The organism is Kitasatospora sp. NRRL B-11411 (genome assembly GCF_000721345.1).
GTDB classification, from domain to species: Bacteria; Actinomycetota; Actinomycetes; order Streptomycetales; family Streptomycetaceae; genus Kitasatospora; species Kitasatospora cineracea.
Window position 1 is genome coordinate 140824 of the sequence record NZ_JOGH01000008.1, and the last position, 12078, is coordinate 152901.

A 12078-nucleotide genomic window follows, 5' to 3' on the forward strand; every position below is an offset into this window, starting at 1 on the left:
GGAGGGTGCGCATGAAGGATCCGGGGAACCCGCGGACCGCTCCGGCCGCCGACCCGCCCGCGCCACTGCCCGGCAGCACCACCCTGTTCACCCTCGACCCCGGCACCGCCCACCTCAACCACGGCTCCTACGGCGCCGTCCCCGTCCCGGTCCAGCGCCGGCAGGCCGAACTCCGCGCCGCCCTCGAACGCGACCCCGACGGCTTCTTCCAGGACGCCCCCGACCGGATCGCCCGGGCCCGCGCCGAGATCGCCGCCGCCCTCGGCGGCCACCCCGACCGGCTCGCCCTGACCACCAACGTCACCGAGGCCGTCGCCGTCGCCCTGGACTCCGTCCCGCTCGGCGCCCGCGAACAGGTCCTGGTCACCGACCACGGCTACGGCGCGGTCACCCGCGCCTGCGAACGCCGCGCCGCCGAGACCGGCGCCGTGGTGCGCCGGGTCCGGATCTCCCCGCACGCCCCCGACGAGGACGCCGTCGCCGAACGCGTCCTGGCCGCCGTCACCCCGCACACCAGGGTCGCCGTCCTCGACCTGGTCAGCTCGCCCACCGCCCGGGCCGTCGCCACCCCCGCCCTGCTCGCCGCGCTGCGCGAACGCGGCGTGACCACCGTGGTCGACGCCGCGCACGCCCCCGGCGCCCTGCCCGTCGACCTCGGCGGCGCGGCCGGCGGCGCCGACTTCTGGGCCGGCAACCTGCACAAGTGGGCCTTCGCCCCGCGCGCCGCCGCCGTCCTCGCCGTCGACCGGCCCTGGCGGCCCAGGGTCCGCCCGCTGACCCTCTCCTGGGAGCACGACCGCGGCTTCCCCCGCCGGGTCGAGTGGCGCGGCACCTTCGACTACACCCCGTGGCTGGCCGCCCCCGCCGGCCTCGCCCTGCTCCACCGGATCGGCGCCGACCGGCTGCGCGACCACAACGACCGGCTCGCCGCGTACGGACAGCGGCTGCTGGTCGAACGGGCCGGCCTGCGGGCCCTCCCGGCCCTGCCCGGCCTCGGCATGCGCGCCGTCCGGCTCCCGCCCGGCACCGCCGAGCAGGAGCACGCCGCCAAAGCCCTGATGACCGCCGTCCGCCGCACCCTCGACACCCGGGTCGCGGTCCGCCCCTGGCCCGGCGGCGGCATCCTCCGGATCAGCGCCCAGCTCTACAACCGCCCCGAGGAGTACCGGCGGCTGGCCGACGGCCTGGCCCGCCTGCTCACCCGCTGACGGGCCTGCTCGCCCGCCAGCCGCGTCCCCAACCTCACAGGACAGAACAGCTAGCGCGCGGCGCGCAGCTCCGCCAGCAGCATGCCCTGGTCGGCGAGCAGCTCGGTCAGGATCCGCCGGGCCGTCCGCAGCAGCTCGGCGACGTCCGCGCCGGCCAGGGCGTACACCACCGTCGACCCCTCGCGGGTCGAGGTGACCAGGCCGGAGCGGCGCAGGACGGCGAGCTGCTGGGAGAGGCTGGACGGTTCGACGTCCAGCTCGGCCAGCAGCCCCCGCACCGGCGTCGGGCCGGCCTGGAGCAGTTCGAGGACCCGGATTCGCACCGGGTGGCCGAGCATCCGGAAGAACTCGGCCTTGGCCTGGTACAGCGGTACGGGCATGCTTCCTCCCCTCTCCGGCGGCACGCAGGCCGCCGCTCCCGCGCTCAGACCTCCAGCGACGCCTCGATCCGCTTCAACTGGTGCCGGGCCATGGCGAGGTTGGACCGGCTGCGGTTCAGCGCGAGGTACAGGAACAGGCCGCGCCCGCCGGCGGTGGTGAGCGGCCGGATCAGGTGGTACTGGCCGGTGAGGGTGACCAGGATGTCCTCGATGCCGTCGTCGTGGAGGTTGAGCATCTCCATGGCCCGCATCTTGGCACGGACCAGGTCCGTGTTGGCGGCCGCGGCGACGTTCATGTCGAGCTCGCCGCTGTCCCCGAGGGTGCCGAGCGCCATGCCGCTCCCGTAGTCCACCAGGGCCACGCCCATGGCGCCCTCGATGGTCATGGCTTCCTTGAGCGAGGTTTCGAGATTCGCCATCGCCTGTCCTCCTGCTGTCGTGTGCCGTCGTGCGCGGTTGCGCACCGCCGTGGCCGGCCGGCCGGGTCGATCGGCACGACTGTAGGAACGGGACCGCACTGCGGCCGGGTGTTGACCGCAATCTTTCGGATCTGCCCGGAACGGGGCCGGGAAGTACCGAACTGCCGACCACTTGAAGACATTTGCAACTCCGGATGTGAACAGTTCGCCCGGACGCGGTTCCGGCCCCCGCCCCCGGGGAACCGCCCGGCCCGCACCGGGCCCCGGCCCGCTAACCTGATCCACCGTCAAGCTGCGGGCGGCGCCGGGCCGCCCGGGAGACGAGGGGGACACAGGTGTCCGACGGACCGTACGAAGGGCCGGTGCTCCAGCCCCTGCACCCCGGGGACCCGGTCCAGGTCGCCGGGTACCGGCTCGCCGCCCGGCTCGGTTCGGGCGGCATGGGCGTGGTCTACCTCGCCCACAGCCCCGCCGGACAGCCCCTCGCGCTCAAGGTGATCCGCCCCGACTACGCCGAGGACCCGGCCTTCCTGCAGCGCTTCGCCCACGAGGTGGCCGCCGCCCGCCGGGTGCACGGCGTGTACACCGTGCCCGTGGTGGCCGGCAGCACCACCGGCCCGCAGCCCTGGCTCGCCACCGCCTACGTCGCCGCCCCCTCGCTGCAACGCATGCTCCGCGCGCACGGCCCGCTGCCCCCGCACGCCTGCCTGCTGCTGACCGCCGGCATCGCCGAGGCCCTGCAGAGCATCCACGAGGCCGGCATCGTGCACCGCGACCTCAAGCCCGGCAACGTGCTGCTGGCCGCCGACGGCCCCAAGGTGATCGACTTCGGCATCGCCCGCGCCGCCGACGGCACCACGCTCACCCGCACCGGCGAAGGCCCCGGCACCCCCGGCTTCATGGCCCCCGAACAGTTCCTCGGTTCCGCCGTCACCCCGGCCGCCGACGTCTTCTCGCTCGGCGTGCTCGCCCACGTCGCCGCCACCGGCCGGCACCCCTTCGGCGACGGCAACTCGCACGTCCTGCACTACCGGATGATCCACGAGGCGCCCGACCTCGCCGACTGCCCGCCCGCCCTGCGCGATCTGGTCGCCGCCTGCCTGGCCAAGGACCCCGCCCACCGCCCCGCCCCCGCCGAGGTCATCGCGCACTGCGCCCGGGCCGCCGGGCCCGGCGGGCTCAGCCGCGGCGAGGACTGGCTCTCCCGGGGCCTCGCCACCGAACTCGACCTGGCCGCCGCGGCCCAGCGGCAGCCGCACCCGCCGCTGCCCACCGCGGCGTCCACCGCTGCTCCCGATCCGGCTTCGGCTCCCGCTCCGGCGCCTGCCCCGGCTCCGGTGCCCGCTCCGGCTCCGGTGCCCGCTCCCGTGTGGTCCGTCCCCGTGCTGTCCGCCCCCATGGTGCCCGTCCCGGTGGTGTCAGCCCCGGTGGCGGCCCCCGCCGCCGCGCCGCAGGACGCCGCGCCGCGGGACGCCGTGCCGTCGCCGATGCCGCCGCCGGCCGGGCGGGTCGTGGTCGCCCCCGCCGGCAAGCCGGTCAGCACGCCCGCGCTGGCGTCCGCGGTGATCTTCGCGCTGCTCGTCCTCGGCGGCACCGTCGTCGGGCTGGTGTCGCTGATGTCGCGCTGACGGCCGGGCCGGGACGCTCCCGGTGACGGCTCCGCGAAGTGCCGGAAAAGTCTGATGTTGATGTCACTCCAGACGGGTAATCTCAGGCTGAGATGCTCGATCACCACACCCCACGCACCCGCTGCGCCCCGTCGCCCCTCCGGGCCACGGCCCCGCAGCCGCAGGCGTCGCCGTCTGCGTTCTCGTCCAGCCACACCCACGGGAAGAACAGGTGACGCCAGTGCCCGGCAAGCCCATGCCCGAAGAGCAGCTCGACCCCGCCGCCGAGGAGCAGCTCAGCCCCGCCGAGCGCTACGCGGCCTCCCGCGCGCGCGCCAAGGAGCAGGCCACCGCCTTCTACGGGTTCCAGCAGCTGTACGACTTCCCGCTCGACGACTTCCAGGTCCGCGCCTGCCGCACCCTGGAGGACGGCAAGGGCGTCCTGGTCGCCGCGCCGACCGGCTCCGGCAAGACCATCGTCGGCGAGTTCGCCGTCCACCTGGCGCTGGCCGGCGGCCGCAAGTGCTTCTACACCACGCCGATCAAGGCGCTGTCGAACCAGAAGTACGGCGACCTGGTCAAGCGCTACGGCCAGGCCAAGGTCGGCCTGCTGACCGGCGACAACTCGGTCAACGGGGACGCGCCGATCGTCGTGATGACCACCGAGGTCTTGCGCAACATGCTGTACGCGGGCTCCAACGCCCTCGACGGCCTCGGCTACGTGGTGATGGACGAGGTGCACTACCTCGCCGACCGGTTCCGCGGCGCCGTCTGGGAGGAGGTCATCATCCACCTCCCCGAGTCGGTGACGCTGGTGTCGCTCTCCGCGACGGTCTCCAACGCCGAGGAGTTCGGCGACTGGCTGGACACCGTCCGCGGCGGCACCGAGGTGATCGTCTCCGAGCACCGCCCCGTCCCGCTCTGGCAGCACGTGATGGCCGGCAACCGGATGTACGACCTGTTCGCCAGCCCCGACCGGGACGGCCGCCCCAAGGGCAGCCTGAAGAACCCCGCCAAGGCCGTCAACCCCGAACTGGTGCGCCTGGCCCGCTCCGAGGCCGACCGCGGCCGGGACCGGTTCGCCCGCGGCCGGGGCCGCTCGATGCCCACCGGCCGCCCCGGCCGGGTCTGGACGCCGAACCGGGTCGACGTGATCGACCGGCTCGACGCCGAGGGCCTGCTGCCCGCCATCACCTTCATCTTCAGCCGGGCCGGCTGCGAGGCCGCCGTCCAGCAGTGCCTCAACTCCGGCCTGCGGCTGAACCGGGACGCCGACCGCTTCAAGGTCCGCCAGTTCGTCGAGGAGCGCTGCCGCGACATCCCCGACGAGGACCTGCACGTCCTCGGCTACTACGAGTGGCTGGACGGCCTGGAGCGCGGCATCGCCGCCCACCACGCCGGCATGCTGCCCCGGTTCAAGGAGGTCGTCGAGGAGCTGTTCGTCCAGGGCCTGGTCAAGGCGGTCTTCGCCACCGAGACGCTCGCCCTCGGCATCAACATGCCCGCCCGCTCGGTGGTCATGGAGAAGCTGGTCAAGTGGAACGGCGAGACCCACGCCGACATCACCCCCGGCGAGTACACCCAGCTCACCGGCCGGGCCGGCCGCCGCGGCATCGACGTCGAGGGCCACGCCGTCGTGCTCTGGCAGCGCGGACTCGACCCGGAGGCGCTGGCCGGCCTGGCCGGCACCCGCACCTACCCGCTCAAGTCCTCCTTCCGCCCCTCGTACAACATGGCCGTCAACCTGGTCGGCCAGTTCGGGCGGCACCGCTCCCGCGAACTGCTGGAGACCTCCTTCGCGCAGTTCCAGGCCGACCGCTCGGTGGTCGGCATCGCCCGGCAGGTGCAGCGCAACGAGGAGGGCCTGGAGGGCTACCGCGAGTCGATGACCTGCCACCTCGGCGACTTCGACGAGTACATGCAGCTGCGCCGCGACCTCAAGGACCGCGAGAACGCGCTCGCCCGCGAGGGCTCCAACCAGCGCCGCAACGCCGCCGTCGAAGCCATCGAACAGCTCAGGCCCGGCGACATCATCCACGTCCCGACCGGCAAGTTCGCCGGCCTCGCGCTCGTCCTCGACCCCGGCCTGCCGCCGGACGGCCGCAGCGGCCGCGGCGGGCACCACCGGCACCCCGACTTCCAGGACGGGCCGCGCCCCGTCGTGCTCACCGCCGAACGGCAGGTCAAGCGCCTGGCGATGATCGACTTCCCGTACCCCGTCGCCGCCGTGGACCGGATGCGGATCCCCAAGTCCTTCAACCCGCGCAGCCCGCAGTCCCGCCGCGACCTCGCCTCCGCGCTGCGCACCAAGGCCGGCCACCTCGAACCCGAGCGCCACCGCAAGGGCCGCGCCGCCGCCGCCGACGACCCCGAGATCAGCCGGCTGCGCACCGCCCTGCGCCAGCACCCCTGCCACGGCTGCGACGAGCGCGAGGACCACGCCCGCTGGTCCGAGCGCTACCACCGCCTGCACCGCGACACCGAACTCCTCGAACGCCGGATGCGCTCGCGCACCCACACCATCGCCCGCACCTTCGACCGGGTCTGCGGCCTGCTCGCCGACCTCGGCTACCTCAGCGGCGACACCGTCACCGCCGACGGCAAGCGCCTGGCCCGGCTCTACGGCGAACTCGACCTGCTCGCCTCCGAGTGCATCCGCGAAGGCGTCTGGGACGGCCTCGCCGCCGCCGAACTCGCCGCCTGCGCCTCGGCGTTGGTCTACGAGGCCCGCCAGTCCGACGACGCCACCGCCCCGCGCGTCCCCGAGGGCGGCGCCAAGGAGGCGCTCGGCAGGATGGTCCGGATCTGGAGCCGGCTCGACGACCTGGAGGAGCAGCACAAGATCTCCACCGCCGAAGGCGTCGGCCAGCGCGAACCCGACCTCGGCTTCGCCTGGACCGCCTACCGCTGGGCCCTCGGCCACGACCTCGACGCCGTCCTGCGCGACGCGGACATGCCCGCCGGCGACTTCGTCCGCTGGACCAAGCAGCTCATCGACGTCCTCGGCCAGATCCAGGACGCCGCCGGCGACAACGCGGAGCTGCGCAAGACCGCCCGCAAGGCGGTCGACGGCATGCGGCGCGGCATCATCGCGTACTCGTCGGTGGGCTAGCCGTTCCGGCGAACGGGCCCGGCCGCTCCCCCGAGGGGAGCGGCCGGGCCCGTTCGCGTCCGTCACCGGCCCTCAGGCCGCCAGCAGGTGCTGGAGCAGCTCGCGGTACGCGCGGAGGGACAGGCGCAGTTCCTCGGTGCGGGCCGGGTCGTCCGGGTCGTTCCGGTGCGAGCCGTCGCCGTCGGCGTGCCACGCCTCGCGCAGGGCGGTGCGGCGCTCGTGCAGGCCGTCGGTCAGCCGGCGCACCGTCTCGTCCAGCGCCTCGTCCGCCTCCTGGACGGCCCGGCCGGGGTCGTCCACGAAGCTGCCCACCGCGTGCTCCAGCCGGCCGGTCAGCCGCGAGGCCAACTCCGGCGGCAGCAGCGGGCCGGAGCCGAGGTCCGAGCCGGAACCGGAGTCCGGGCCGGCGTCCGAGCTGGCGTCGGCCAGGGCCGGCGGGTTCCCGGCGGTGGAGCGCGGGCGGGCGGGCCCCGGGGCCTTCGCCGGGTCGGCGGGGTGCCGGGCGGTGTCGGCGGCGCGGTCGTCGGTGGCGGGATCGAGGGCGGAGTCCAGGGCGCCGGGGCGCTCGGCGGGGGCGGGACGGGGCGGAGTGGCGGGCGTCCGGCCGGGGCCCTGACCGGTGCCGGTGCCGGAGACGAAGCGGCCGCGGTTGGTGACGGGGTCGTTGGTGGTCATGCTGTCCTCCTCGGGGAACGGTGGAGCGGGCGGTGCCGGCGCGGGAGTCCGGTCCGTGCTCAGGCGTGGTGCTCGCGCCGGGTCGGCACCCGTCCGGCGCGGCGGCCGACCGGGGCCTTGGCCGGGCCGCGGGCGTGGGCGCGCTCCGGCTCGCCGCCGGCGCCGACCAGGGCGGTGAACAGCTCCCGGGCCCGGAGCAGGGCCGCGCGCTGCTCCTCGGTGTCCGCGGGCCGCCCGGCGGCGTCCGGGAGGGAGAGCGCGTGCAGCTCCCGGTAGGACTCGACGTGCTCGCCGTGGTCCACCGAGATGGTGTCGATCTGCGCGTCCACGTCGGAGTCGGGGTAGCCGCGGTCGCGGGCCACCCGGGCAAGCAGCGCCTCCGCATTGGCCAGGGCCTGCCGGGGGTCGTCGACGAAACGCGCCTTCACCTGCGCCCACTGCTCCTCGGCCCGGGCCCGCTCGGCGCCGCTCAACGGCGTGAGGGTCAGCTCCCGGTGGCGCTCCACCCGCAGCGCGAGCTCGCGCTCGGCCGCGGCGGTGTCACCGCCGTGCCGGGCGACGGTGCGCTCGTACTCGGACCCGAACCGGCGGCTCAGGCCGGGGCGCTGCTGCCGGTGGCGGACGGCGAACGCACCGAGTGCCGCCACCACCACGGCGATCACGACGATCGCCACGATCAGACCGCTGGACATCCTCTGCCTCCTGACCCGAGGCCGCCCGTCCGGGGCCACCCCGCTTCGGTTCGCTCCCGGCATCGGGTGACCCGTGTACGGCTCCCCAAACAACTCCGACTTCCTGACGGCCCGTCAAACGGCTCCGGCCGCTCCGTCGAGGGGAGCGGCCGGGCCCGATGGCGGGAGGGCGAGCGGGTCAGGGGCAGGCCTCGCCGAACTTGACGACCCCCAACGTCACCGGCTGCCCGTTCAACGCCGTGCCGGCCGCCGGGGCCTGCGAGCACACCTTCCGGTTCCGGTCGTCGATCTGGGACCGGGACCGCCCCAGGGCGTCGTGCGAGTGCAAGAGGTGGAAACCGGCAGCTTGGGCCCGGTCCTGCGCGGCCTGCAGTCCCATGCCGGTGAAATCAGGCAGGGCAGCGGTCTTCGCCTCCCGCCCGGGGCGGGTGCCGTCCCACCGGCCGGGGTGGTCACGGGAGGAGCCGGCGCGGTGGGGCCGGTGGCGACGGAGTGGGGTCGCAGGCCGTGGTGGCGGCGGCTGGCCGGCCTCCGCATCGTTGCTCGACAGGTTGATCTTCCCCCGGTGGCTGATCTCGACCTGGTAGAACTTCGACCCCTTGGGGACCTTGGCCACGTTCACCGTGAACGCGCAACCGTCCACCCCCTGCGTCGTGCCGGGCCCCAGAGCACCGATGGCCAGTACTTTTCCACTTGATCCGAGGGCTGCGGGGACGGGGCGATGGTCTGGTCGGTCATGCCCGCGAGCATCCCGGTTCGGGCGGAGTGCGGCGGCTGCCGGGACCGAATCGTGACCCCGTCCGTTGCGGGTGTCAGGCCGTTCCGTTCCGGCCGTCCGGGGCCGGGCCGGTGGAGTCGCGGACGATGAGTTCGGTGGCGAGTTCGACGTGGAGGGCTTCGAGGGCGGTGCCTTCGATGAGGCGGAGGAGGAGGCTGACGGCGAGGCCGCCGAGTTCTTCGAGGGGTTGGCGGACGGTGGTGAGGGTGGGGATGGAGGTGCGGCTGAGGTAGTCGTCGTCGAAGCCGGCGATGGAGAGGTCGGTGGGGACGCGGAGGCCGCGTTCGTGGGCGGCGCGGAGGGCTCCGACGGCGGCCTTGTCGTTGAAGGCGACCAGGGCGGTGGGGGGTCGGGGGAGGTCGAGGAGGCGGGCGGCGGCGGTGTGGCCCCAGTCGCTGGTGGGTTCGATGTGGGTGACGAGGTCCGGGGGGATGAGGACGCCGGCTTCGGCGAGGGCGGCGGCGTGGCCGGCGTGGCGGGAGGCGGAGGCGAGCCAGTCGTCGGGGCCGTTGATGAAGCCGATCCGGCGGTGGCCGAGGGCGACCAGGTGGGCGGTGAGGTTGCGGGCGCCGGTGAAGTGGGAGGCGGAGACGGCGGCGATGTCCCGGGGGACGGGGGTGCGGGGGTCGATGACCACGAACGGGAGGTCCTGGCGGCGCAGTTGTTCGAGGGCGGCGCTGTCCTCGACGGGGAGGACGAGCAGGGCGCCGGCCAGGTCGCGGCGGCGGGCCAGCCCGGTGAGCGCTCCGTTGTGCTGGGCGGAGCTGCCCGCGCTGAGGATGAGTTCCCGGCCGTGCCGGTCGAGGGCCTCGGCGACGGCGGTGACGATGGTGCCGAAGTAGTCGGTGAGCAGGTAGGGGCAGCGGACGAAGACGGCGCCGGGCCGGGCGGTCCGCCGGGGGGCGGCGGGTTCGGGGGAGCCGAGGCGTTCCATCGCGGTGCGGACGGCGGCCCTGGTCTCCTCGGCGACGACGGCCTGCCCGGTCAGGACGCGGGAGACGGTGGCGGGGGAGACCCCGGCGGCCGCGGCGATGTCCCGGACGGTGACCCGCGTCGACTTCGGCCTACCCATGTGTTTCATCGTTTCGTTTCATGGAGGCGATCATACAACTCCCAACTTGCAAGGGGTGCAGGAATCTTGACAGCGGGAAAGCCGGTGCCGTTTCCTGAACGCACGCAGATATGTCAGAAACGTTTCATTTTGTTTCATGAAGGCAAGGGGAGAGGAACTCGATGTACCGACGCGTGCTCGGCACCGCCACGGCCACCGCACTGGCCCTCGGCCTGATGGGCGCGGCCCCCGCGTCCCCGCACCGGCCCGCCGCCGCCGTCGAGGTCTGGGTCACCACCCCGGACGGCGCCGAACTGCTGCACCAGCGCCCGTCGGTGGCGTTCCGGCCGGGCGCCTCCGCCCGCACCACCATCACCGTCGACCCGACCCGGACCTTCCAGCGGATGGACGGCTTCGGCGCCTCGATCACCGACTCCTCCGCCGCCGTCCTGAGCGGCCTGCCCCCGGCCGACCGGGACGCCGCGCTGCGCCGCCTCTTCGACCCCGCGCAGGGCATCGGCATCAGCATGGTGCGCCAGCCGATCGGCTCCTCCGACTTCACGGCCGCCGCCGCGCACTACACCTACGACGACGTCCCGGCCGGGCAGAGCGACTTCGCGCTGAGCCGCTTCTCGATCGCCCACGACGAGCAGCAGATCCTCCCGCTGCTGCGCCGGGCCCGGCAGCTCGACCCGGAGCTGACGGTGGTGGCGACGCCGTGGAGCCCGCCCGCCTGGATGAAGACCGGCGACTCGCTGCTGGAGGGGAAGCTCAAGGACGACCCGGCGGTGTACGACGCGTACGCCCGCTACCTGGTGAAGTTCGTGCAGGCGTACGCGGCGGCCGGCGTCCCGGTCGACTACCTGACGGTGCAGAACGAGCCGCAGAACCGCAAGCCCAATGCGTACCCGGGCACCGACCTGACGGCCGAGCAGGAGGAGAAGGTGGTCGAGGCGCTCGGGCCGCTGCTGAAGAAGGCCAGCCCGCGGACGAAGATCCTCGGCTACGACCACAACTGGGCCACCCACCCCGACGACGTGAAGAACACCCCGCCCGGCGAGGACCCCGAGACCGACTACCCGTACCGGCTGCTGGACAGCGACGCCGCCCAGTGGCTGGCCGGGACGGCCTACCACTGCTACGCGGGCGACCCGGCCGCGCAGAGCGCGCTGCACGACGCGCACCCGGACAAGGGCATCTGGTTCACCGAGTGCTCCGGCTCGCACGGCCCCACCGACACCCCCGCGCAGACCTTCCGCGGGACGCTGACCTGGCACGCCCGGAACCTGACCGTCGGCGCGACCCGCAACTGGGCCAGGTCCGTGCTCAACTGGAACATCGCGCTGGACGAGCACGACGGCCCGCACAACGGCGGCTGCGGCACCTGCACCGCGCTGCTGACCGTGCACGACGACCACAGCGTGACCACCGGCGCCGAGTACTACACGATCGGCCACCTGTCGAAGTTCGTCCGCCCCGGCGCCGTCCGGATCGCCAGCACCAGCTTCGGCACGCCGGGCTGGAACGGGCAGCTGACCGACGTCGCGTTCACCGACCCGGACGGTTCGACCGTGCTGGTGGTGCACAACGAGAACGACGCGCCGCGCGACTTCGCGGTCGCGGTCGGCGGGCAGAGCTTCGCGTACACGCTGCCCGGCGGCGCGCTGGCCACCTTCCGGTGGTCCGAGTCCGGTGCGCCGAAGCCGGACCGGCGCGAGGTCCCGCTCACCGGCGCCACCGCCACCGCCCTCCCGGCCGCCGCCGACGCCCGCGCGGCGATCGACGCGGACGGCTCCACCCGGTGGTCCAGCGGAACGGCCCAGACCCCCGGCCAGTACCTGCAGCTCGACCTCGGGCGGCGCACCGCCTTCGACCGGATCGCCCTGGACAGCGGCGACAACCTCGGTGACTACGCCCGGAGTTGGAAGATCGAGGCGAGCGACGACGGCACCCGCTGGCACCCCCTGGCGGACGGGCCCGGCACCGGCCAGCTGACCACCGTCGACCTGCCGCGCGACACCCGCGCCCGCTACCTGCGGATCACCGGCACCGCCACCGCCCCCCACTGGTGGAGCCTCGCGGACGTCCGCCTCTACCGCTGAACCGCCCCCGCCCGGCGGTGCGCGCGCAGCCCCCGACCCTCCGCGCGCACCGCC

General features: G+C 74.4%; 10 protein-coding genes. 4 read left to right on the forward strand and 6 right to left on the reverse strand.

Translation table 11 applies throughout. The features are described 5' to 3' along the window. The first annotated feature begins 11 nt into the window (after nucleotides 1-11). Nucleotides 12-1208: an aminotransferase class V-fold PLP-dependent enzyme gene (locus IH44_RS0106280; RefSeq protein ID WP_030458404.1), complete on the forward strand. Its 1197-nt coding sequence runs from the start codon at nucleotides 12-14 to the stop codon at nucleotides 1206-1208. Between the two features lie 50 nt (nucleotides 1209-1258). Here the strand turns inward: IH44_RS0106280 and IH44_RS0106285 are convergent, their stop codons facing one another. After that, nucleotides 1259-1588: a helix-turn-helix transcriptional regulator gene (locus tag IH44_RS0106285; RefSeq protein ID WP_030458405.1), complete on the reverse strand. Its 330-nt coding sequence runs from the start codon at nucleotides 1586-1588 to the stop codon at nucleotides 1259-1261. A gap of 44 nt (nucleotides 1589-1632) precedes the next feature. Then, a complete protein-coding gene (locus tag IH44_RS0106290) occupies nucleotides 1633-2007 on the reverse strand; it encodes a hypothetical protein (RefSeq protein WP_030458406.1) in 375 nt (124 codons plus the stop codon). Between the two features lie 362 nt (nucleotides 2008-2369). On the opposite strand from IH44_RS0106290, the gene IH44_RS0106295 reads away from it, so the two are divergent. After that, a complete protein-coding gene (locus tag IH44_RS0106295) occupies nucleotides 2370-3635 on the forward strand; it encodes a serine/threonine-protein kinase (RefSeq protein ID WP_157852124.1) in 1266 nt (421 codons plus the stop codon). 235 nt (nucleotides 3636-3870) lie between these two features. Continuing rightward, a complete protein-coding gene (locus IH44_RS0106300) occupies nucleotides 3871-6726 on the forward strand; it encodes an RNA helicase (RefSeq protein WP_030458408.1) in 2856 nt (951 codons plus the stop codon). A 72-nt stretch (nucleotides 6727-6798) separates the two neighbouring features. Here IH44_RS0106300 and IH44_RS43950 read toward each other — a convergent pair whose 3' ends face one another. The 4 genes from IH44_RS43950 to IH44_RS0106320 all read right to left on the reverse strand — a co-directional run bounded on the left by IH44_RS43950 (nucleotide 6799) and on the right by IH44_RS0106320 (nucleotide 9943). Beyond that, entirely contained in the window at nucleotides 6799-7401 is a 603-nt protein-coding gene (locus IH44_RS43950; protein WP_081966746.1) for a hypothetical protein, read from the reverse strand. Between the two features lie 59 nt (nucleotides 7402-7460). Continuing rightward, nucleotides 7461-8093: a hypothetical protein gene (locus IH44_RS0106310; protein WP_030458410.1), complete on the reverse strand. Its 633-nt coding sequence runs from the start codon at nucleotides 8091-8093 to the stop codon at nucleotides 7461-7463. Between the two features lie 178 nt (nucleotides 8094-8271). Continuing rightward, a complete protein-coding gene (locus IH44_RS42405; protein ID WP_157852126.1) occupies nucleotides 8272-8715 on the reverse strand; it encodes a PASTA domain-containing protein in 444 nt (147 codons plus the stop codon). 190 nt (nucleotides 8716-8905) lie between these two features. After that, the gene (locus tag IH44_RS0106320) at nucleotides 8906-9943 is read right to left on the reverse strand and encodes a LacI family DNA-binding transcriptional regulator (RefSeq protein ID WP_030458411.1); all 1038 of its coding nucleotides are present in this window, start codon (nucleotides 9941-9943) and stop codon (nucleotides 8906-8908) included. 161 nt (nucleotides 9944-10104) lie between these two features. Between IH44_RS0106320 and IH44_RS47675 the strand changes: the two genes are divergently transcribed. Beyond that, the gene (locus IH44_RS47675) at nucleotides 10105-12024 is read left to right on the forward strand and encodes a discoidin domain-containing protein (protein ID WP_030458412.1); all 1920 of its coding nucleotides are present in this window, start codon (nucleotides 10105-10107) and stop codon (nucleotides 12022-12024) included. The last annotated feature ends 54 nt before the right edge of the window (nucleotides 12025-12078 follow it).

Excerpts from the sequence above, each read along its gene's own strand:
- IH44_RS0106280 (WP_030458404.1), top strand. The coding sequence starts at position 12 with ATGAAGGATCCGGGGAACCCGCGGACCGCTCCGGCCGCCGACCCGCCC.
- IH44_RS0106285 (WP_030458405.1), bottom strand. The coding sequence starts at position 1,588 with ATGCCCGTACCGCTGTACCAGGCCAAGGCCGAGTTCTTCCGGATGCTC.
- IH44_RS0106290 (WP_030458406.1), bottom strand. The coding sequence starts at position 2,007 with ATGGCGAATCTCGAAACCTCGCTCAAGGAAGCCATGACCATCGAGGGC.
- IH44_RS0106300 (WP_030458408.1), top strand. The coding sequence starts at position 3,871 with ATGCCCGAAGAGCAGCTCGACCCCGCCGCCGAGGAGCAGCTCAGCCCC.
- IH44_RS43950 (WP_081966746.1), bottom strand. The coding sequence starts at position 7,401 with ATGACCACCAACGACCCCGTCACCAACCGCGGCCGCTTCGTCTCCGGC.
- IH44_RS0106310 (WP_030458410.1), bottom strand. The coding sequence starts at position 8,093 with ATGTCCAGCGGTCTGATCGTGGCGATCGTCGTGATCGCCGTGGTGGTG.
- IH44_RS0106320 (WP_030458411.1), bottom strand. The coding sequence starts at position 9,943 with ATGGGTAGGCCGAAGTCGACGCGGGTCACCGTCCGGGACATCGCCGCG.
- IH44_RS47675 (WP_030458412.1), top strand. The coding sequence starts at position 10,105 with ATGTACCGACGCGTGCTCGGCACCGCCACGGCCACCGCACTGGCCCTC.